This is a genomic window from Paenibacillus plantiphilus, assembly GCF_927798095.1.
In the GTDB taxonomy this organism is placed as follows: domain Bacteria; phylum Bacillota; class Bacilli; order Paenibacillales; family Paenibacillaceae; genus Paenibacillus_Z; species Paenibacillus_Z plantiphilus.
The window spans coordinates 25,627-45,646 of the sequence record NZ_CAKMMF010000015.1 but is presented as its reverse complement, the minus strand read 5'-3'; the positions used below and the strand labels follow the sequence as shown (position 1 = coordinate 45,646).

Below are 20,020 nucleotides of genomic sequence, written 5' to 3'. Positions count from 1 at the left end.
TGGTTATGATGAACGATGTATTGTGATTCCAGCAAGCTGTTAAGCTTGCTCGACAATTGAATATTGGAAACAGGTGCTATTCAGATTGAACGATGGTCTGGATCAGCTTAATAGGGAAGTTCGGTGCGATGCCGACGCGGTCCCGCCACTGTATAGGAAGAGTCGCAGCAATGACGCCACTGATTGCAAGATGATCGGGAAGGCTGCTGCAGATGATGACGCCATTAGCCAGGAGACCTGCCTGTTTCAACAGCACTGCTTTACCTACGGGAGATAGGGAGGTGTTAGACGGCATCCATCATACAATCATTAATGGAGGCGTCTTTCCCCTTGTCTTAATAAGGGGAGAGACGCCTTTTTCGTTATGCTCACAACACTAACTTTTCAGGAGGAATGTAACAGATGCAAGGACAAGTAACAGTTGCAAATCTCGGTTATCCGAGAATTGGCGAAGAGCGTGAATGGAAGAAAGCGTTGGAAGGCTATTGGTCCGGCAAAAGCACGAAGGAAGCGTTCGTCGCCGAGATGGAGCGCATTCAGCTTGCCCATATCGAAACACAGAAAGGGAAGCAGCTTGATTCGATTCCAGTCAATGATTTCACCTATTACGATCATATGCTGGATATGGCAGTGATGTTTGGCGTTATTCCTGCCCGTTACAAGCATACCGGAGATACGGTATCCCTGGATACTTACTATGCGATGGCTCGCGGCAATGCGACAGCTACAGCTTGCGAGATGACTAAATGGTTCAACACCAATTATCATTATATCGTTCCAGAGATCAGCAACGAGGCTCCTCGACTGACAGAGAATAAGCCATTATCCGCTTATCGCTTCGCGAAAACGAAAGCAGGAATCGAAGGAAGGCCGGTCATTGTAGGGCTGTATACATTTCTGAAGCTGTCCAAAGGATTTCCTGCGGCACAATTGCCAGAGAAGATCGCGCAATTCCTGCCTGTATATGTGACCATGCTTCAACAACTGGAAGCAGTGGGCGCGGCATGGGTCCAAATTGATGAGCCTTCGCTTGTAACGGATACGAACGCAGAGGAATTCGCGCTGGTAGAATCCATCTATGATCGGATTAGCAAGGAGGTTCCGAAGCTGAACATTATGCTTCAAACGTATTTTGAAGCTGCGGAGCATTATGAGAAGCTGATTAAGCTTCCTGTAAGCGGGATTGGCCTTGATTTTGTTCATGACAATGGCGGCAATGCTGCTTCGCTAGCTGCCCATAGCTGGTCGGCAGACAAGTGGCTCGGCGCAGGAATTATTGACGGACGCAACATATGGCGCGCTGATCTGGACGCCAAGCTTGCGATCGTTGAAGGGCTGTTGAAGCAAGTGCCGGCGGAGCGGCTAATTTTGCAGCCATCGTGCAGTCTCCTTCATGTGCCCGTGTCGCTCGCGCGCGAAGTGAAAATGAATGAAACCATTAAGGGCGCATTGGCTTATGCAAGCGAGAAGCTCGATGAGCTGATGCTGCTGAAAGCGCTGCTGAACGGACAGCAGGAGTCCGTGACTGCCGATAGGGACAAGTGCCGTGATGCATTAGCGCAATTCCGCGCGCTTCCAGAGCGGAACAGGAGGGATGTAGCTGATTCTATAGCTGCAATCAATGGAGTCCGGGATGGCCGGAATCTTCCGTTCAGCGAGCGCGTTCATGTTCAGCGCGACAAGTGGAAGCTCCCGCTTCTGCCTACAACTACAATCGGAAGCTTCCCGCAAACGCCGGAGGTGCGTCAGGCTCGTCTGAAGTGGCGCCGCAATGAATGGGATCAGGCACAATATGACGCATATGTGAACAAGGAGATTGAATCCTGTATTCGTATTCAGGAGGAAATCGGTCTTGATGTTCTTGTGCATGGCGAGTTTGAACGTACGGATATGGTTGAGTTTTTCGGTGAGAAGCTGGACGGCTTCCTGTTCACTCAGAACGGATGGGTGCAATCCTACGGCTCGCGCTGCGTGAAGCCGCCTGTCATTTACGGTGACGTCGCTTTTGCAGCACCAATGACAGTCAAGGAGAGCGCTTATGCGCAATCGCTAACGAGCCTTCCGGTAAAAGGGATGCTGACGGGTCCGATTACGATTCTGAACTGGTCTTTCGTCCGCGATGATCTCAGCCGCGAGGCTGTGGCGAATCAAATTGCGCTTTCGCTGAAAAGTGAAGTTCTCGCCTTGGAGAATGCCGGCATAGAAATGATACAGGTAGATGAGCCGGCATTGCGTGAAGGCTTGCCGCTCAAGAAGCAGGATCAGGAAGCGTATCTGAACTGGGCTGTAAAGGCATTCCGCCTTTCAACGGCAAGCGTGAAGGATACGACGCAAATCCATACGCATATGTGCTACTGTGAATTCCATGACATGATCGATTCGATTCTGGCGCTGGATGCGGACGTAATCTCGATCGAAACCTCGCGCAGCCATGGCGAGCTGATCGCCAGCTTCGAGCTGCAAGGCTATGATCATGGCATTGGACTGGGCGTCTATGACATTCATAGTCCGCGTGTTCCATCCGTCGATGAAATGTCGGAGATGATTGACAGGGCGCTCAGAGTGCTGGACCCTGAGCTGTTCTGGATTAATCCTGACTGCGGCTTGAAGACGAGAGGCTGGGCAGAGACAGCGCCATCGCTCAAAAATATGATTCAAGCAGCGAAGCAAGCAAGAGAGAAGTTGCAAAATGTAAAAGCATAACAAGGAATGGATTGGTTTTGGTCCAAAAATCGGTCTGCAGGAGGAATATATGCGGCAGGATCTCTTATATTTTCTGATGTCTTTGGAAGATGAGCACGTTATAAGCTCCCTGATGAACAATATGAACAGAGAAGATTTGTCGACCTTATTCCATTATCTTAGCTATGCTTCGCCAGAATCGCTGGAGCGTTGGCAGTCGGTCTATGAGAAGATCATGCTTCATACATTTTAGCGCTTTGATGAGTCTCATAGCTGTTAGCCTTATAGTACCTGTTGCACCTAAGCCAACCGCCTGTGAAGGCGGTTGGTTTTTTCGCTCGGACTGTACGTGTATACGTGACAGGAATCTGTGATATTATTGAAGCAAGTCATTTTCGGGAGGCGTTTATTATGAAAGGAACGTATAGCAGTGGGCATAAACTTGAGGGGATTAGCGCATAATTGCCCTTTAACTGCGTGATTCCCCACAGGAAAAGGGGAATATTCATTGAACAAGCAAGTACTGCAGCAGTATGAGTATCATGTATGGGCTAACCAAAGGATTAGTGAGCATCTGAAGGGATTGCCGGAGGAGGCTGCTCATCTAGAGATGACTAGCGTTTTTGCTACGATCTATGATGCGCTCGTCCATATGTATGTGATCGACAGCGGCTGGCTGTCATTAATGTCCGGAGGCGGAGTGTCGGATTTCTCAGCGGAATTTATCGAGGAGCTTAAAGCATCTGTAGACCGGCTAACAGAGGAAACGAGAGGGAAGAGCATTGATGAGCTGGATACCATGCTTACTGGTCTTGCCGCTCGATTCAGAGCATTCATTAACCAGCATGATGACCTGACGGCTATTTGCCCTTACGGCGCATATAGCGCGCCTTATGCTGAATTCATTCAGCATGTTGTCTACCACGGAACCTATCATCGCGGGAATATAACAGCCATGCTAAGACAGATCGGTCATCAGGGTATTCCTACTGATTATGCGCTCTACATGTACACCAAGAACCAATAGCATTATCGTTTCGTACTATTCATTAATTCAGAAGTGAGGCTGTTCCTAAAAGCATACTCTGCTAAAGGGACAGCCCTCGCTGCCTTATGAGGATGTTTGGGCCGCTTGCTTTCTCATTCCAGCTCAAGGAATTCGCTTCATTAAATTGCTAAGCGCAGCTGTCATTGTTCCTGTATCCTTCTTTTTGTCCAAGCTCGCTTTCTCCAGCGATAATAATGCGATCGCCTCACCAAGAAGTGAGAAGGAAACGGCAATTTTTTCTAAATCCTCAGCGGTTAATTGCTTCTCCTTAGCCATATTCCCCTCCACATAGATGCATTTTATGTGCCCAATTAGAGCTTATATTATCGTTAAGGTATCGTCTTCAGTGGCGGATTTATTTTCAGAGCGTGCTTTGATTACGGAAAGCAGTCCGATCAAATCACCGATAACAATAATAATTGCAGAGAACAGAGCGAGATCATCAGCAGATAGTTCGGTTACAACCGGTTCCGTTGTAGTTTTTGTCATTCGCGCTATACTCCTTATAACGAAGTTATGATAACAGCCTATGTTGAGACAGCTAGTTAAGTTTGGGCGAATGGAGGTAATTTTTTGGCGAAAAATCCGCATCTGATTGCTATCACAATACTGGACTTTGGTCTAGGTCGAGTTTTACCCAGGGTAGGAGGTCTATGTCATCCTTCATATGCTACAATCAAGTCAATCAATGAAACAAAAAAAGGAGCTGTATCATGAAGATTAGGATGATTGTCGGGACATTGCTTGTTTTTCTGGGCGCATATTTATTTTTGAACAGAGGGGGATCATTCGGCCCGGGAACGATTTTTGCTTATTTCTGGCCGAGCTTATTCGTAATCCCTGTTGGACTGTTCTTGCATTGGATGTATTTCTACATGACCGCTCGGAGAGGTGTCGGATTATTGATCCCAGGCGGCGTGCTATTCACTTCCGGTATTGTGTGTCAATTCGCCATGCTGTTTGACAGCTGGAGCTATATGTGGCCTGGCTTCATCATGGCGGCGGCAATTGGATTGTTTGAATTCTACTGGTTCGGCGGGCGCAACAAATGGCTGCTTATCCCGATTAATATTCTGACCGTCCTGTCCTTATTGTTCTTCATGGTGTTCTCTACGGGAGCGCTCTTGAACAACATTTCGGGAGAGCCGCTCATTGCGGCAGCCATTCTGCTGGCAGGGGCTTTACTGCTTGTGGCACGGAAAAAAGAGTACAAGGATTAATTAGTGGCGAAGAGGCGGCAGGCTTCTGTGTTGAATAACACGGGGGCCTGTTTTTATGGTCGGAGAAGTGAAGTGCTGCGGATATGATTCAACCCCGAGTCTTATAGGGAGACTCCCCCTACTGGACGATACTATTTTTGTTGTAAATTCAAAAGTGACAAGATAATTAATAAAATTCCACGAAGTCTTACGGGATAAGGTTTCGTAGAATTAGTTAAACGTATTAAAGCGGTAAGGCCGAGTAGGGACAGTGGTTCAAATCCCCTCGCCTCCACCATAAGAACACTGACAGCACGAGGTCAGTGTTTTTTTGTACACTGATCCGCTGGCGACTATTCTTAACGGAATCACCGATCAAAGGTTATTGACAAAACAAAAAGGATTTCTATATAGTGGAAAACAGGGAAACTAATTTGTTTCTTTTGTTTTCCGCTTTTAAATTGGAAGGGTGATAAAATGAGCAGAACGTTAAGATGGTTTATGATTATAACCGATATTGGATTTGTGGGTTATTGGTTAGTTACTTTCCTGGAGTTACTGCCTAAGGATTATTTGTATAGGGATTATGACAATGAATTGTTGGTATCATGGAATTTATCCTTTGTTCCGTTAGATCTGCTTATTTCGTTTACAGGGTTGTTAAGCATCTATTTTTATAGAAGGCAGTTCAGGTCATGGTCAATATTTGCGATCATTTCACTTGTTCTCACATTCTGCTCAGGACTGCAAGCGATTGCTTTCTGGGGAATTCGTCTTGACTTTGATGTGTGGTGGTGGACGCCAAATCTTTTTCTACTCCTATATCCTTTATTTTTTCTGCGTCGATTGATGCGAGATAGTTTAGGCCCTGTGTATTCAAAAGTGGAGGGATGACGATGAAAGAGAGGATCATTGAGGTAGCCATTCTTGAGATTAAGCAATGCGGTTTAAAGTTTTCTATTAGAGACTTGGCGAGCCGGGTAGGGATAAGTACAAAGACGGTCTATCAGTACTTTAATTCAAAGGAGGATATCATTTCCTTGATTGTCGATCAGTCTATCTGTGAGATGAAAGAGAAGGAGCAAAAGTTTCTTAATGATCAAACATTATCCATCGAAGCGAAGCTGAAGCAAGCACTTATTTTACTGCCGAGCTACTCATTTATTCTTGATATTCGTTTAATGCATGAACTTAAGCTGCGGTATCCTAATCAGTGGAGGGTGATCGATGAGTTTATTAACCAAGGATGGGACGTCTTTCGATTACTGGCTTCCGAGGGGATTGAACGGGGGGTGTTCCGTCAGTTTGATATGGAGCTCTTCATCCAGGTTTATATTGGAGCGTTATATCGTTTAACGGACTACCAGGTTTCTGTCCAGAGGGGGGTATCTTTGGAGAAGGCGTTAGGGGATATGACGGAGCTTCTAATCGAAGGAATCGGCGTGAAAAAATATAGTTGATAGCAGGAGGGGAATTGTGAAAGCAAATTTGTTTCTGGCTGTCGCATTCCCTTTCATTTTATCCCGGGTTCAATATTAGGTGAAGGGACTTAACGGAATGAAGAAGCGCTGGTTTGTAGTCATCATCGTTTGTTGTGTGCTGCTCATTCTGTCAATCGGGAATGTTGATAAGCAGCTGGATCGTGAGGTTATGTTCGAGGATGCGGCATTTGAACAGATGATAAGGCAAGCGATTATAACGTTTGTTAATCAAGATTTTGAAGGTGCTGTCAAACGAAAGGATATGAAGAAATTAGGCGGACATCCCAGCATCACAGATACTGCATTTATTTTTGACAATCTGCTTATTGACGGAAGGTTTAGGAGTATAGAAGGTATTGAGTATTTGCACGGGATGAAGCTTGCAATTATTGCGAGCGATATCAATCTAGAGCCGCTCGGCAGGCTGGACAGTTTGCAAGGGGTTCTGTTCTTCGAAGTTGGCGAGATTAGTGATATTAGTCCGCTGCGTAATATTCAGAGTCTATCGATTATTGGCGGTAGAAGTGAATTCGTGTTTAATGATGAACAACTGCTGCAATTTCACAATCTCAAGTCAGTGGACATTTTCTCGAAAATTCGACCTAAGGAATCCTTGCTCGTCAATCTTCAGAACAACCGCAATCTGGAAAGCTTAACGATCCAGGGTATTGATATGAGCGGCTGGGATTTAGGAGCATTGCGTGCATTCAATAAGCTTATGAAGCTAACGTTGGATAATAATGAGATAACAACGATCGCTTGGTTAAAGGACTTGGATCAAGTTACCTCTCTTTCGCTGTCTGACAACAGAATCCAGGATATAAGTATATTGCTCGAACTTCCTCAATTGGAGATCGTCTCCATAGCGGATAATCCTTTAAATGATACGGCAGAGCATGTAGTGGAACAGCTGAATGGCAGAGGAGTGCGGGTTATTATGGAATAAGGCGGTGTAACGGCAAAGCGGACAAATACGCTGCAATAAATCAATGGGCTGTGGGGCATACTGAAACTCGCTACGCCAATAATCAGCGAGGATGATGATGACTGTGAAAAAATTTATTGCCATAGCTGCAGCACTACTTCTTGGCGGACTGTTAGTTATTAATTACAATGCGCCCGACAAAAAGTCAGGCCCGGGGCCGGACTATGCGGCGGCGCCTTCGCCGTCGGGCGGACGCGTCTCATCGACAGCAATAACGCCGGAGCAATCACCGATTCGCATGAAGGGGGATCCACTGGGTTTTCTGCCCATTATCCCTGCGCCGATCTATAATGGCGGCGGTTCAGCTCCAGCGGATCGGACAGCAGACAGAGCCGCAGACAGAAATACAGATACGACAGGAAACACAGGCTCGACGACAGGAAATACAGATACGAAGACAGGAAATAATAATGGGACCGCCTCCCAGTTTGAGCAGGAGGTGCTTCAATTGGTTAATCAAGCCCGATCGACAGCCGGCTTGAATGCGCTGGAGATGGACAGTGCGCTGTCCAATGTGGCGATGGCAAAGGCGAAGGATATGCATAACAACAACTATTTTGACCATAATTCTCCGACGTACGGTTCGCCATTCGATATGATGAGACAATTCGGGATTTCTTATCGTTATGCTGGAGAGAACATTGCCAAGGGTCAAAGCAGCGCCCAGCAGGTAATGAACGACTGGATGAACAGTGAAGGACATCGGGCCAACATTCTGAACGGAAATTACACCCGAATTGGAATCGCTCATTACAGCGGGGAATGGGTACAGCAATTTACCGGCTAAGAAGGTGGCATGTATGCCGAAGACTGGTTAATACTCCTTTGGAACGGGTAACATGTACAAAGCCTGAAAATTATCTAAAGGAGTCTGATCATGATGAGCCAATCTTTCCTGGAGTCCATTAAGAAAAGACGCAGCATTTATGGAATTAGTAAAGAACCGGTCCGCAGTAATGATGAATTGGAAAAATTGGTAGAGGAAGCTGTTATGCATACGCCGTCTGCATTCAACTCACAGAGCGCGCGTGTGGTTCTGCTGCTGGGCGAGAAGCATAACAAGCTGTGGGACATCACAGAAGAGACGCTTAAAGCGATTGTTAAGGAAGACAGCTTCGCTTCAACAGCGGAGAAAATGGCCAGCTTCCGAAGCGGATATGGAACTGTGCTGTTCTTCGAGGATGAGAACGTAATCGAAGGCTTGCAGAAGCAGTTCGAATCGTACAAGGACAAGTTCCCGCAATGGTCGCAGCATTCATCCGGCATGCTGCAATTTGTAATATGGACGGCGCTGGAGCTGGAGGGCTATGGCGCATCCTTGCAGCACTACAATCCTTTGATTGATGAGAAGGTCGGCAGGGAATGGGGCATACCTGCAAGCTGGACACTAATCGCCCAAATGCCTTTCGGCAAGCCAACGGCAGGACCGAATGATAAGTCATTCGAACCATTGGAGAAGCGAGTTCAGGTGTTCAAGTAAGCGGCTGCTGTAATTGCTCAGCCCTATATATAAAGTGATGGAGAAGCTTGAGCGATCAAGCTTCTTTATTTATGTTCTGATTCATCCAAACCTGCCAGGTGAGCTGCGCAGAATTGCACCGATTCGTTTCGCATGTTTAGGGGTGACAGAGGGCAATCTATGGAGCAAATGGGATCTGATGCTGCAAACGTTATTCTAATAGATGGAGAGGCGAATCTGAGGGATGAATCCGTTTGATGTATTTGTTCAAGAGGTTAGAATGTTTCTGCGCAAGCCAATGCTTATCGTCACTTTTACTGCTGTAGCTTTCATTCCAACCCTATACGCCGGATTTCTAATTAAAGGCGCCTGGGACCCCTACAGTAAATTAGAGGAGCTGCCAGTAGCAGTCGTCAATCTGGATCAGGGGGCATCCGTTGATGGTGAACCGATGAAGATAGGTGAGGAATTTGCCCAGGAGCTGAGAAAGAATCAAAGCTTTGGCTGGCGTTTTGTGGATGAGAATGAGGCAAGAGAGGGTATGGAGAGCAACCGCTACTATGCCACCATTACGATACCGACGGAGTTCTCCTCGGCTGTAGCCTCACTAACCAGCGACAATCCAAGGCAAGCGGAAATTGTCTATGAGTCGAACAGCTATTATAACTTTGTCGCAGGGCAGATTAGCGAGAATGCCACGAAGGAGTTGAAGTCGCAGCTATCGCAAAATTTGACAGAAGCTTATTCCAAGAGCATCCTCGCTCAGTTTGAAACCTTATCTGGCGGCTTGGCTAAGGCAAGCGAAGGGGCGGTGGAGCTTGATGACGGAGCCATTAAGCTCCGAGAAGGGATAGTTAATGTCACTAACAATCTGGAGAAGCTGGCAACCGGGGCTAATAAACTGACTGACAGCGCGGGGCTGCTGCATACTGGTTCTGTTACCTTGCATAAGGGAGTTGCGGATTTATTTGATGGCATTAATAAATTACAGAATGGTATATCTAAGCTGTCCGCTGCTGACAAGCAGCTGGTAAAGGGTGCGGACGAGCTTGTAGCGGGAATGCCCGTACTTGATGCAGGCATTCGCGCCACCTCGGAAGGAGCGGATCAATTAACAGCAGGTCTCCGAGCGGCAGAAGAGGGGAGCAGTCAATTGGAATCCGGTCTTACGGCATCGCTCTCAGCAAGCGGGAAGCTGTCTGACGCTGTCTCAGCTATAGCGGAGGAATTGGAACGATTGCAGAACAGTAATGCGGAGCTTGCTGCCGATTCACAATTTCAGAAGCTGCTGGCGATGAGTCAAGGAGCAGCCAAGGGAGCGAGGGAGCTGGCAAGCGGTCAATCCAGGTTGCTTGAAGGCAGCCGCGACTTGAACAAGGCCCAGCAGAAGCTGTTGCAGGGAGGCCAGAAGCTAAGCGATGGCGGGCAGAAGCTGCTTCAAGGCGCAGCGCGCCTCAAGACTGGCGGGGAGAAGCTGAGTGTTGGGTTAAAGCAGTTCAGCACGAATTTCACACAGCTTGCGCCTGGCATGAATCAACTAGCGATTGGAGCTGCAAAGCTTAAGGGTGGCAGTCAGCGCCTTCAATCCGGCTTGCAGCAGCTTCAAGGCGGCGGCAGCGAGCTGGCAGATGGAGCCGCAAAGCTGCATCAGGGCGGGACGCAATTGAATGAAGGAGCCACTGCATTAGCGGCTGGTACGTGGGAGCTGGCAGTGAAATTAAAAGAAGCCGCGCAAGGGAGCGCGGAATTGAAGGCAGATGACCGTACATTGGAGCTGTTCACTCATCCTGTTGCGATTAAAGCCAATGATGATCGGCATATTAAGAAGTATGGCTATGGAATCGCTCCATATTTCTTGTCTATTGCCTTTTTTGCGGGGGCTCTAATCTTTACAACGATTTTCTCGCCACGCAATTCCTCTGTGGAAGACGCTGCGGGATTGAAGCTGTTCATCAGCAAGTCATTGACTTTTATACTGATGAGTCTGGCCCAGTCGTTAATTGTATGCACACTGCTGGTGTTTGTGCTTGGACTTAAGGTTCAGAGCATTCCGCTGTTTTATGTGTATACAATGGTCGTGGGGCTTGTCTTTATGCTCATCTGCCAAGCATTCGTCACTTGGCTGGATCAGCCGGGCAGGTTCTTTCTGTTGCTGCTTATGATCTTCCAGCTAGTATCCAGTGCAGGTACATTTCCGCTTGAATTGCTTCCCGGCTGGGCGAAGGCCATCCATCCCTGGATGCCTATGTCGTACAGCATTCAGGGCTTCAGGGATGTCATATCTAGCGGGGATTATAGTGATATGTGGCGTCAGGCGGCACTATTGTCAGTCTACGGCGCGGTGTTCTTCGTGTTAACGCTCATCTACTTTCTGCTGCGAAGAGAAGGGCGTGTTCAAGAGCAGCAAATGCCTGCGTAACGGGCAAATTCTTGTATATTGCGGTGAACGATTGAAAGGAACAAAGGGGCCCCTGCTCCACTCTGTAGTTCTTTCATTCGTTTAGCCAATTTCGTACTCCTCTCTGGCGATGTCAAAATCAATAATCGTCTTCGCAATGATGCTCGGAGCCATCACGACTGCAGAATGGTCCTGACCGGGCAGCGTACGGGAATCAACGAGTGGAAGCAGATCAGCAAGCGCTTTGGCGGAGTCGTGGAATAGCGGCTCGCTGTTCTCACCTGTCATGATCAAAGTGGGAACGTTCACTTTCCAACGGTCGGCTGGAAGTGGTTTGCCTGATTGCGTGTCACACATAATCATGCCGTCATAGGCGAGAGTGTGAGACATGCTCTCCATTGTTTGCCAAGACGGATCGGCTTTCATGTAGCCGATATATTCCGCTGGAATGCCGAGTGCTTCAGACACAAAGTATTCGACCGCTTCGCTTCTTCTGTCGGCTTCATTAAGCGTATTCAAATGTTGTACGTAATCTGTCGGCACAGGTTTACGGCTGTCATTGATAATAAATGGCGGCTCGTACAGATACAGCTTCGTAACCTGGTTCCCTAAGCTGCTAGCCGCTTCAAGGGCTAAAACCGCACCAGATGAGCTTCCAAACAGGCAAGCGTTGCCGCCGGCAGCATGAATGAGAGCCTCAATATCCTCTACTTCGCGTTGGACGGCATACGGCGCGACATCAGAGCTTTGGCCGCGGCCGCGACGATCATAGTTGTAGACGGTGAAATGACCGGCAAGCTGCTCGGCAAGCTGGGTTGCATCGCGATGGTCGGCAACTGCTGATGCTATGAGAATAACGGCGGGTCCGTTTCCTTGCTTTGTATAAGCGATCTTTGTTCCATCCTTTGAAATAACTGTATTCATATGTCCTCCTGTTATCGTTTCCAAGTAGTTTTCAAGTCGGTCAAATGCTTCGGTGAAGCCTTCAACCATCCCCATAGCTTCGGCGTTATTCAATTTTTCGGCACTTGAAAATCTCGTTATGATGCTAAGCTTCGTGCCACTTGTCGTTTTCTCGAATAGAACGGTCGTTAACATCTCGCTGTTCTCTACAATATTCCAGTCTTTGTCGGCAAACGAGTCGGTATATACCAGTGAGGAGGGTTCATTAACCTCTTGATAAACAGCTTTACAGAAAGCCTCTTCCCCGTTATTGTCATCTGATTTCAAACTATAACGCCATACGCCTCCGGGTCTTACATCCATCTCATATACGGTGGAGGTCCATAATTTGGGGCCCCACCAACGCGCAATGTGTTCCGGCTTTGTCCATCCTTCCCAAGCAAGCTTTGGAGGTAAGGCGACCAACCGTTCCACAGTCAGCTCACGAGAAGCTTGATTTTTATAAATTCTTGTTTTTGATTTCATCATCATTCATCCTTTTCAGATCATTGTCTCGCGTGGCAGACCGCTCATTCCAAAGTGCTTGGTCATTCCGAATATTGCTTCGATAAAGCTTGAGATAAAAGGCTATCAGACGTCTTCCTTTCTTTTGTAGTCGAGCATATAATCCTCGAAATTATCGAGACGCTCTTCCCAAAGGATACTAAATGAATCAAACCATTCATCCAGATCCTGAAACGGCTGAGCTTCGAGGCTATATATTCGCTGCTGTGCTTTGTTGCGGGCGCGCACTAACCCAGCCTCGCTCAAAATCCGCAGATGGCGAGACACTTGCGGCTGACCAATATTGAGGGCTTGAACGATCTCGCTCACCGAACGTGGCGCTTTTTTTAATAGCTCAACAATGTTGAAGCGATTCGGCTCGGCTAGTGTAAGTAACGTTAACTGCATTGTAGTTGTGTTCATGAATTAAATATACACTAAGGCGTATATACGTGTCAACGTATATATCAATCGCAAATGTGCCGGTGGTTTTTTTTGTGTTAATTATTGACAAGAGAAGTTGTTGGTTCTATAGTTAGTTACATGACTAACTAACCGATAGGGTGATCTTATGAAGGCTAGCTTTGATGACGGGCAGCCTATATTCCAACAAATTGCTGAGATGATCGAGGATGATATTCTGAAAGGCGTTTACTTGGAGGATGATCAGATCATCTCGACAACACAATTCTCACGAACGTTCCAGATCAATCCTGCTACAGCTGTGAAGGGCATCGGTCTGCTTGTGAATGAAGGCATTTTATACAAGAAGAGAGGTTTGGGCATGTATGTTGCTGCAGGTGCGAAGCAAATGATTATGGGGAAGAGAAGGGATCGATTCTACACCGAGTTTGTCCAGAAGCTGCTTGATGAAGCCAGCAAGCTGGAGCTGTCTGCAGAGGATGTCATCGCAATGATCAAAGAGGAGAAGGGGAGCGGGAGAGGATGAACGCAGTCGTTGAATGTACGAATTTGAACAGGAGCTATGGCCGATCAAAGGCTGTACGCAGCTTGAATCTGAAGCTGGAGGAGAATACGATCTATGGTCTGCTGGGCCGCAATGGAGCCGGCAAGACGACGCTTCTTAATATGATTACCGGCGGCGATTTCCCCGATTATGGTGAAATTGCAATTGCAGGCAAACCGCTCAGACGCGGCGAATCTCCAGCAGATACATGCTATATCAGAGAGAAAAACTTCCTGTTCAAGGGGTTCAAGGTTATTGAGATTCTGAAGCTGGCCTCCAAGTTTCAACGCAATTGGGACTGGGACTTTGCCCATGAGCTGATTCACACCTTCAAGCTTAACCCGAACAAGAAAATCCGACAGCTTTCCAGAGGGATGGAATCGCTCGTAGGCAACATTATCGGTCTGGCAAGCAGAGCGCCCCTTACAATCTATGATGAGCCCGTGCTTGGACTGGATGTTATTATGCGCGAGAAGTTTTACCGGCTGTTGGTGGAGGATTATGCGGAGCATCCGCGAACGATTCTGCTCTCTACACATCTGATCGACGAGATTGCCAAGGTAGTGGAGCGCATCTATATTATCGAGGAGGGTGCGATCCTGCTGCATGATGATGTGGACAACATTCGTGCTCAATCCCATATGCTTACTGGCGCCAGCGAGGCGATCGCGAAGTTTACACTTGGCAAGCGGGTTCTCTATCAGGATTCCTACGGCAATCATACACTTGCTGCTGTGTATGATGTGATTGAGGAGTCAGATAGGGCAATTGCTGACAGCCTGGGAATATCGATAGAAGGACTGCCCCTGCAGAAATTTTTCGCTTATTTAATTGAAGGGGGAGAGCAAATTGGGTAAATCATTTGTGCTGTTCATGGCTTCTTTTCGACATATGCGCATTGATATATTGGCTATTCTTGCAATGGTAGTTATCAACTCTGCCGTTAATATCATTGTTCATGTATCCATTCCCGATAACAATAATACGCAAGTTTCATTAGGGAATTTATTGACTATCCTATTAATTGTTATGGCTATCAGTCTTCCGCTTACCTTCTTTAGAAGGGTCATTAATCTGGGCGCAACCCGCAAGCAGTATTACTCAGGGTTGATTGTCACCTATTCATTCTGGGCGGCGCTGTTCTCTCTATTGAATATTGTATGGCTTAAGCTGGAGGTTGGCTTCCTGAGAGAATATATCGAAACCTTCAATATAATAGAGATTTTTCATTGGGATCAATTCAATGTGGTCGGTATGTTCCTCTATCAGTTTGGCGCTTATATGCTGCTTATTTCCATTCTAAATTTGTTGTGTTCCTGTTGGCGGCATGTGTTGGGCTGGGTGATCTGGATTCTGCTCATTGCTGCAATTTCAATCGGCACGTCTATCGCGTCCCTTCGATCAGAGCTGGCGGACGGATTGCTGACCTTGCTCTTCAATGATTCGCTGGTTCAAGGCTTTGGTCTAACGATGGGTATTAGCTTGCTGCTGCTGGCCGCTGGCTGGTGGTTTACGAGCAGAAGGACAATCTGATCGAAGCAGGGAAGGGATTAATAAGAAGCATCCCGTGAGGGACTGCTTCTTTTTTTTGCGGGGTTTTTGCTTTGCGGTCCTCTTTTAGTGTATAAATGGGAATGTAGAAGGATGTCGAATGGTGGTGGCGGGAAGCGTGGGCATGGAGGGAAAGAATGTATGGTTGGAGAGGCTGCAGCCGCATTTGACAGAATGGAAAATCAAGGATGTCGTTATTGTTCATCATGGCGAGCTGCTCTGGGACTGGCATGACAAAGCGGCGGACCGGGTAGGTGCTGTCTACTCCTGTACGAAAAGCATACTGTCCGCTCTCATAGGCATCGCACTGGCAAAGGGGCATATTAAAAGTCTGGAGCAGTATATCTCCGATTACTTCGAGACGATCAGACATTCGACAGATAAGCGAAAGCAAGCGATTAAGCTGAAGCATCTGCTTACGATGACGCCGGGAATTCACTGGCCTGACTTTGACAAGCCCTATTGGAGCATGAAAAGAAATGATGACTGGATCTCTTATATTCTCGCCCAGCCGATGGCGCACGAGCCAGGCGAAGCCTTCACCTATAATTCTGGCGGATCGCATCTGCTGTCGGCGATTCTGACCCAGGCAACGGGAATGTCCGCCTATGAGTATGCACAGCGCGAGCTGTTCGGCAAGCTGGATGTTCGCAAACCAAGATGGAACAGCTCGGCAGGCATCAGTGAGGGTGGTGCAGGACTCCATCTGTCATCATTGGATATGGCCAAGTTCGGTCAATTATATTTGCAGCGCGGACGTTGGATGGGGGAGCAGGTTCTGCCTGAGAGCTGGGTCGAGCAATCAACGACGGTTCATCATAAAGGGCTGCTGCATTATGAGCCGCCGATATTCGGTGAATACGGCTACCATTGGTGGCTGTCGGCGGAGGAGCATAACGGCGCTGCGGACCTTTTCTTCGCGAAGGGCTATGGCGGCCAATATATTTTCGTGATCCCTCCGCTGGATCTGGTAGTGGTCATCCGCAAGGAGCCGGAAGGGAAGAGCGGCGCTATTTTCTCGAAGAAGCTGCTGTTCGAGCATTTGTTGGCTATACTGCCGGAGAAGCTGTCCCAACAGTAGATTATGCACTGTTGAGTGTGTAGTGACTGAAGCAAACACTGTGGTATGATACAATTACATACAGCTGGTATTGCATTCCACTGCTCGAATTCAATGGGATTAGCCGAAATAGAACCATTATTGACCTCTCATGAATCAAAGCTGTTTGCTGTCGGGAGTACAACGTAAAATCTTTAGTTTCATCTTTGCATGTGAATGAACATTTGCAAAATATTTTCGATTCAGACCATTAAACCAACAACGTGAATAAACAATATGGGAATCATCGAATTTTGACCGATATGGAAGGTGGAAGGTGCGAATGTGAAGCTCACATGAAATCCCTGGGAGATTCGCACCTCGCTGCTGGTGCAGCTTTCAGGGATTTTATAAACATATTTTACCATTTTCAAGCATGAAAAAATGACTTTCGCACTTAAGCGCTTCCAAAGCCTTGCCAGACAAGGGCTCAAAATGCCCGCTGTCGCTCCCCATGCGGGAGCGTGGATTGAAATTGGTCATTTCCGAGTCATCAATCCATTGAATGAAGTCGCTCCCCATGCGGGAGCGTGGATTGAAATCAATTAGGGAGGCTTTTTTCTATGCCCATTGAGAGTCGCTCCCCATGCGGGAGCGTGGATTGAAATAATTATTACGATTTTGACCCTAATAACCGAGTAGTCGCTCCCCATGCGGGAGCGTGGATTGAAATGCGTCGAGCGATGGAACTCAATCTGATTAAAATGAGTCGCCCCCCATGCGGGAGCGTGGATTGAAATGAGTAATATGACGATGGATCTTAATTTAATCATTAGTCGCTCCCCATGCGGGAGCGTGGATTGAAATCGAATTGTAAATGTCGAGCCATTCAAAAATGACTGTCGCTCCCCATGCGGGAGCGTGGATTGAAATCTACTCATGCAGGTTCAGCAGATGGTGTTTATCTTGGTCGCTCCCCATGCGGGAGCGTGGATTGAAATCATTAAACGAAAATACTCCTAATGCATCTAATATGTCGCTCTCCATGCGGGAGCGTGGATTGAAATTCGCTGCGCAAGGTTGGCAGCAAGGTTAAACTGAGTCGCTCCCCATGCGGGAGCGTGGATTGAAATAACTATGAGGGAGAATGCGTAAAATTGAATGCACAGTCACTCCCCATGCGGGAGCGTGGATTGAAATATTTTAGTCACATGGACCCATCAACGGTTGACCGGGTCGCTCCCCATGCGGGAGCGTGGATTGAAATAGCAAACTCATGAGCAAGGTGGTCAAAATGTGATCGTCGCTCCCCATGCGGGAGCGTGGATTGAAATTGGAAATACAGTCCAAGGATGAAAGTCTCCATACAGTCGCTCCCCATGCGGGAGCGTGGATTGAAATAATAGATCATAGTCGGGGTATCGGTCATCGAAAAAACGTCGCTCCCCATGCGGGAGCGTGGATTGAAATCGAAGCAGTTGAGGAAGAGAAGGAAGAGAAGAAGTCGCTCCCCCTGCGGGAGCGTGGATTGAAATCGTATTTACCTACTGGGTCGAAGGCTCGTTCTGTGTCGCTCCCTATGCGGGAGCGTGGATTGAAATAACCGGTCGTGGAACCGTACGAGCCTATCCGCTTGTGTCGCTCCCCATGCAGTATAGATAGCCCGAAGACTTTATAGGTTGCTCCCCGTGCGGGAGCGTGGATTGAAAATTAATAGCATCGGCAGAAGTAGAAGGTTTGTTCTTGTCGCTCCCCAAACGGGAGCGAGAATTGAAATCGACACTGAGTTTATGTAGTCACCATTCCGTCAGAAAAGCTGTCCAAACAGTGGAAACCGTACTGTTGAGACAGCTTTTTTATCGAAAATGCAACTATCGATTATAGAAATTCGTAATCATAAATGGTGAAAACTTGTCTAATAATAATTGATTCACGGAAGGGACTGCATGATGATAAATACAGATAAAATGGACAACAACGTTACCACTGCACCAAACAAAGGGAGCTGGAGGCTGTTCATCCGAATGATCCGCAGCACCAAGCCATCCGTTGCCGTTATGAGTATAGCCATTCTCATGAGCATTGCCTCGACACTGGTAGCATTGTTCATCCCGCTCGTAACGAAGAATCTTGTCGATGGCTTCTCCATTAGCAATCTGAGCTGGGGGCAGATCGCACTTATCGGAGGTACCTTCATTGTACAGACGATTGCGAGCGGCTTGTCCATCTACTTGCTCAACCGTATCGGTCAGCGAATCGTCGCGGAGCTGCGAGATCGACTGTGGAAGAAGCTGCTCGTCCTGCCGGTGGGCTATTATGATCAGCATCGTACAGGCGAGACGATCAGCCGGATGACGAATGATACCGGTGTCGTCAAGACGCTCATCTCTGACCATATGACAAGCTTCTTCACAGGCATTCTGTCTGTTATCGGCTCCATCGTCGTATTGCTTTATCTGGATTGGAAAATGACGGTTGTCATGCTAAGCGTGATTCCGCTGGCTGCGCTGTTTCTAGTGCCGCTCGGCAGACAAATGTACAAAATATCCAAAGGGCTGCAGGAAGAAACAGCTTCCTTCACGACTGTACTTACGCAAGTGCTCTCCGAGATTCGCCTCGTGAAATCGTCCAATGCGGAGACGAGAGAATATGACAACGGCAAGAAGGGCATTACGAGCCTGTTCCGCTTCGGACTGCGTGAAGCGAAGGTGCAGGCGTTAATAGCGCCCCTTATGTTCCTCGTGATGATGATGCTGCTTGTCATTATCGTCGGATATGGCGGTATGCGGGTGTCCTCCGGTGCATTAACGGCAGGCGAGCTGGTTGCATTCATTCTGTATCTGATTCAGATTGTAATGCCTATGAGTCAGATTACGACCTTCTTCACGCAGTTCCAGAAGGCAATCGGTGCGACTGAACGCATTATCGAGATGCTGGATGCGGAAGAGGAGGATCATGTCAGCGGCCAGGACATTAAGCGCTCTGATCTGCCCATTATTGTCAACAATCTTTCGTTTCATTACAAAACGGGCGAGCCTGTGCTACAGGATGTCAATTTTCGGGTTTCGCCAGGTTCTGTAACTGCAATAGTTGGACCAAGCGGCGGCGGGAAGACGACCTTCTTCTCCTTATTGGAGCGATATTATGAGCCGACTGCTGGAACTATTCTGTTGGGTGACGAGCCCATCGATACGTTCTCGCTCCATTCCTGGAGAAGCCAATTCGGTTATGTATCGCAAGAGAGTCCGCTAATTGCCGGCACGATCCGTGATAATATTTGTTACGGCATAAATGAGAAGGTTGATCAGGAAGCATTGGAGCAAGCCGCCCAAATGGCTTATGCCGATTCGTTCATCAAAGAGATGCCGCGCGGTTATGATACGGAGGTAGGCGAGCGAGGCATTATGCTTTCGGGCGGGCAACGGCAGCGGATCGCGATCGCGCGGGCTCTGCTGCGTAACCCTAAAATTCTTATGCTGGATGAGGCAACCTCCAGTCTGGACAGCAAATCAGAGGTTATCGTACAGGAAGCGCTCAAGAATCTGATGAACGGACGGACAACGCTTGTCATTGCGCACCGCCTCTCGACCGTTGTCGAGGCTGATCAGATTATTTTCGTCGAGAAGGGAACCATTACGGGAAGCGGCACACATGACGAGCTGCTGAAGTCCCATGAGCTGTATCGGGAATTCGCTACTCAGCAGCTGCGCCTGAATGAACCGGCGAGCATATAAATTCAATGCCATACATGTTAAACTCTTTTTC

The 20,020-nt window shown here is 47.8% G+C and carries 20 protein-coding genes, 1 CRISPR repeat array and 1 riboswitch; of the genes, 16 read left to right on the top strand and 4 right to left on the bottom strand.

The features are described from left to right. Window positions 1–54 precede the first annotated feature (54 nt). A riboswitch (cobalamin riboswitch) is annotated at window positions 55–259 on the top strand. 143 nt (window positions 260–402) lie between these two features. The 3 genes from metE (at window position 403) to L6H65_RS14270 (ending at window position 3,709) form a co-directional block, all read left to right on the top strand. Then, complete coding sequence (gene metE / locus L6H65_RS14280; protein WP_236343277.1) at window positions 403–2,703, top strand: 5-methyltetrahydropteroyltriglutamate--homocysteine S-methyltransferase; 2,301 nt, start codon at window positions 403–405, stop codon at window positions 2,701–2,703. Between the two features lie 49 nt (window positions 2,704–2,752). Continuing rightward, the gene (locus L6H65_RS14275) at window positions 2,753–2,935 is read left to right on the top strand and encodes a hypothetical protein (RefSeq protein ID WP_236343276.1); all 183 of its coding nucleotides are present in this window, start codon (window positions 2,753–2,755) and stop codon (window positions 2,933–2,935) included. A 255-nt stretch (window positions 2,936–3,190) separates the two neighbouring features. Beyond that, window positions 3,191–3,709: a DinB family protein gene (locus tag L6H65_RS14270; RefSeq protein ID WP_236343275.1), complete on the top strand. Its 519-nt coding sequence runs from the start codon at window positions 3,191–3,193 to the stop codon at window positions 3,707–3,709. 123 nt (window positions 3,710–3,832) lie between these two features. Here the strand turns inward: L6H65_RS14270 and L6H65_RS14265 are convergent, their stop codons facing one another. After that, on the bottom strand, window positions 3,833–4,006 hold the full coding sequence (locus tag L6H65_RS14265; protein WP_236343274.1) for a hypothetical protein: 174 nt from the start codon (window positions 4,004–4,006) through the stop codon (window positions 3,833–3,835). Window positions 4,007–4,048: 42 nt separating this feature from the next. Beyond that, window positions 4,049–4,219: a hypothetical protein gene (locus L6H65_RS14260; protein WP_236343273.1), complete on the bottom strand. Its 171-nt coding sequence runs from the start codon at window positions 4,217–4,219 to the stop codon at window positions 4,049–4,051. Window positions 4,220–4,443: 224 nt separating this feature from the next. Between L6H65_RS14260 and L6H65_RS14255 the strand changes: the two genes are divergently transcribed. The 8 genes from L6H65_RS14255 (at window position 4,444) to L6H65_RS14220 (ending at window position 11,273) form a co-directional block, all read left to right on the top strand. Then, window positions 4,444–4,950, top strand: a complete 507-nt coding sequence (locus L6H65_RS14255) for a hypothetical protein (RefSeq protein WP_236343272.1) — start codon at window positions 4,444–4,446, stop codon at window positions 4,948–4,950. A gap of 456 nt (window positions 4,951–5,406) precedes the next feature. After that, on the top strand, window positions 5,407–5,823 hold the full coding sequence (locus L6H65_RS14250; RefSeq protein ID WP_236343271.1) for a DUF5360 family protein: 417 nt from the start codon (window positions 5,407–5,409) through the stop codon (window positions 5,821–5,823). A gap of 2 nt (window positions 5,824–5,825) precedes the next feature. Then, window positions 5,826–6,389, top strand: a complete 564-nt coding sequence (locus L6H65_RS14245) for a TetR/AcrR family transcriptional regulator (protein ID WP_236343270.1) — start codon at window positions 5,826–5,828, stop codon at window positions 6,387–6,389. Window positions 6,390–6,486: 97 nt separating this feature from the next. Beyond that, window positions 6,487–7,356, top strand: a complete 870-nt coding sequence (locus tag L6H65_RS14240) for a leucine-rich repeat domain-containing protein (protein WP_236343269.1) — start codon at window positions 6,487–6,489, stop codon at window positions 7,354–7,356. A 103-nt stretch (window positions 7,357–7,459) separates the two neighbouring features. After that, a complete protein-coding gene (locus tag L6H65_RS14235) occupies window positions 7,460–8,182 on the top strand; it encodes a CAP domain-containing protein (RefSeq protein ID WP_236343268.1) in 723 nt (240 codons plus the stop codon). Between the two features lie 90 nt (window positions 8,183–8,272). Then, on the top strand, window positions 8,273–8,875 hold the full coding sequence (locus L6H65_RS14230; protein ID WP_236343267.1) for a nitroreductase family protein: 603 nt from the start codon (window positions 8,273–8,275) through the stop codon (window positions 8,873–8,875). A gap of 13 nt (window positions 8,876–8,888) precedes the next feature. After that, window positions 8,889–9,074, top strand: coding sequence for a hypothetical protein (locus L6H65_RS14225; RefSeq protein WP_236343266.1), 186 nt, complete (start codon window positions 8,889–8,891; stop codon window positions 9,072–9,074). Between the two features lie 24 nt (window positions 9,075–9,098). Continuing rightward, entirely contained in the window at window positions 9,099–11,273 is a 2,175-nt protein-coding gene (locus L6H65_RS14220) for a YhgE/Pip domain-containing protein (protein WP_236343265.1), read from the top strand. A gap of 81 nt (window positions 11,274–11,354) precedes the next feature. Here L6H65_RS14220 and L6H65_RS14215 read toward each other — a convergent pair whose 3' ends face one another. Both L6H65_RS14215 and L6H65_RS14210 read right to left on the bottom strand, forming a co-directional pair. After that, window positions 11,355–12,680 (bottom strand): alpha/beta fold hydrolase, encoded by a 1,326-nt coding sequence (locus L6H65_RS14215; RefSeq protein WP_236343264.1) that lies wholly within the window; start codon window positions 12,678–12,680, stop codon window positions 11,355–11,357. Between the two features lie 105 nt (window positions 12,681–12,785). Continuing rightward, window positions 12,786–13,121, bottom strand: a complete 336-nt coding sequence (locus L6H65_RS14210; RefSeq protein ID WP_236343263.1) for an ArsR/SmtB family transcription factor — start codon at window positions 13,119–13,121, stop codon at window positions 12,786–12,788. A 148-nt stretch (window positions 13,122–13,269) separates the two neighbouring features. Here L6H65_RS14210 and L6H65_RS14205 point away from each other — a divergent pair, with 148 nt between their 5' ends. The 5 genes from L6H65_RS14205 to L6H65_RS14185 all read left to right on the top strand — a co-directional run bounded on the left by L6H65_RS14205 (window position 13,270) and on the right by L6H65_RS14185 (window position 19,989). Next, complete coding sequence (locus L6H65_RS14205; RefSeq protein ID WP_236343262.1) at window positions 13,270–13,647, top strand: GntR family transcriptional regulator; 378 nt, start codon at window positions 13,270–13,272, stop codon at window positions 13,645–13,647. Continuing rightward, window positions 13,644–14,522 carry an ATP-binding cassette domain-containing protein gene (locus L6H65_RS14200; RefSeq protein WP_236343261.1) on the top strand — a complete coding sequence of 293 codons (879 nt, stop codon included), beginning with the start codon at window positions 13,644–13,646 and terminating at the stop codon, window positions 14,520–14,522. The genes L6H65_RS14205 and L6H65_RS14200 overlap by 4 nt, the downstream gene beginning before the upstream one ends. Continuing rightward, window positions 14,515–15,198 (top strand): hypothetical protein, encoded by a 684-nt coding sequence (locus tag L6H65_RS14195; RefSeq protein ID WP_236343259.1) that lies wholly within the window; start codon window positions 14,515–14,517, stop codon window positions 15,196–15,198. Before L6H65_RS14200 ends, L6H65_RS14195 begins: the two co-directional genes overlap by 8 nt. A 142-nt stretch (window positions 15,199–15,340) precedes the next feature. After that, window positions 15,341–16,297 (top strand): serine hydrolase domain-containing protein, encoded by a 957-nt coding sequence (locus L6H65_RS14190; RefSeq protein WP_236343257.1) that lies wholly within the window; start codon window positions 15,341–15,343, stop codon window positions 16,295–16,297. Window positions 16,298–16,759: 462 nt separating this feature from the next. Further along, window positions 16,760–18,032: a CRISPR direct-repeat array (repeat unit 32 nt; unit sequence GTCGCTCCCCATGCGGGAGCGTGGATTGAAAT). A gap of 190 nt (window positions 18,033–18,222) precedes the next feature. Further along, the gene (locus L6H65_RS14185) at window positions 18,223–19,989 is read left to right on the top strand and encodes an ABC transporter ATP-binding protein (protein ID WP_236343358.1); all 1,767 of its coding nucleotides are present in this window, start codon (window positions 18,223–18,225) and stop codon (window positions 19,987–19,989) included. The last annotated feature ends 31 nt before the right edge of the window (window positions 19,990–20,020 follow it).

Coding starts and splice junctions, on each gene's coding strand:
- metE (WP_236343277.1), top strand. CDS start 403: ATGCAAGGACAAGTAACAGTTGCAAATCTCGGTTATCCGAGAATTGGC.
- L6H65_RS14275 (WP_236343276.1), top strand. CDS start 2,753: ATGCGGCAGGATCTCTTATATTTTCTGATGTCTTTGGAAGATGAGCAC.
- L6H65_RS14265 (WP_236343274.1), bottom strand. CDS start 4,006: ATGGCTAAGGAGAAGCAATTAACCGCTGAGGATTTAGAAAAAATTGCC.
- L6H65_RS14260 (WP_236343273.1), bottom strand. CDS start 4,219: ATGACAAAAACTACAACGGAACCGGTTGTAACCGAACTATCTGCTGAT.
- L6H65_RS14255 (WP_236343272.1), top strand. CDS start 4,444: ATGAAGATTAGGATGATTGTCGGGACATTGCTTGTTTTTCTGGGCGCA.
- L6H65_RS14250 (WP_236343271.1), top strand. CDS start 5,407: ATGAGCAGAACGTTAAGATGGTTTATGATTATAACCGATATTGGATTT.
- L6H65_RS14245 (WP_236343270.1), top strand. CDS start 5,826: ATGAAAGAGAGGATCATTGAGGTAGCCATTCTTGAGATTAAGCAATGC.
- L6H65_RS14240 (WP_236343269.1), top strand. CDS start 6,487: ATGAAGAAGCGCTGGTTTGTAGTCATCATCGTTTGTTGTGTGCTGCTC.
- L6H65_RS14230 (WP_236343267.1), top strand. CDS start 8,273: ATGATGAGCCAATCTTTCCTGGAGTCCATTAAGAAAAGACGCAGCATT.
- L6H65_RS14220 (WP_236343265.1), top strand. CDS start 9,099: ATGAATCCGTTTGATGTATTTGTTCAAGAGGTTAGAATGTTTCTGCGC.
- L6H65_RS14215 (WP_236343264.1), bottom strand. CDS start 12,680: ATGAAATCAAAAACAAGAATTTATAAAAATCAAGCTTCTCGTGAGCTG.
- L6H65_RS14210 (WP_236343263.1), bottom strand. CDS start 13,121: ATGAACACAACTACAATGCAGTTAACGTTACTTACACTAGCCGAGCCG.
- L6H65_RS14205 (WP_236343262.1), top strand. CDS start 13,270: ATGAAGGCTAGCTTTGATGACGGGCAGCCTATATTCCAACAAATTGCT.
- L6H65_RS14200 (WP_236343261.1), top strand. CDS start 13,644: ATGAACGCAGTCGTTGAATGTACGAATTTGAACAGGAGCTATGGCCGA.
- L6H65_RS14190 (WP_236343257.1), top strand. CDS start 15,341: ATGGAGGGAAAGAATGTATGGTTGGAGAGGCTGCAGCCGCATTTGACA.
- L6H65_RS14185 (WP_236343358.1), top strand. CDS start 18,223: ATGGACAACAACGTTACCACTGCACCAAACAAAGGGAGCTGGAGGCTG.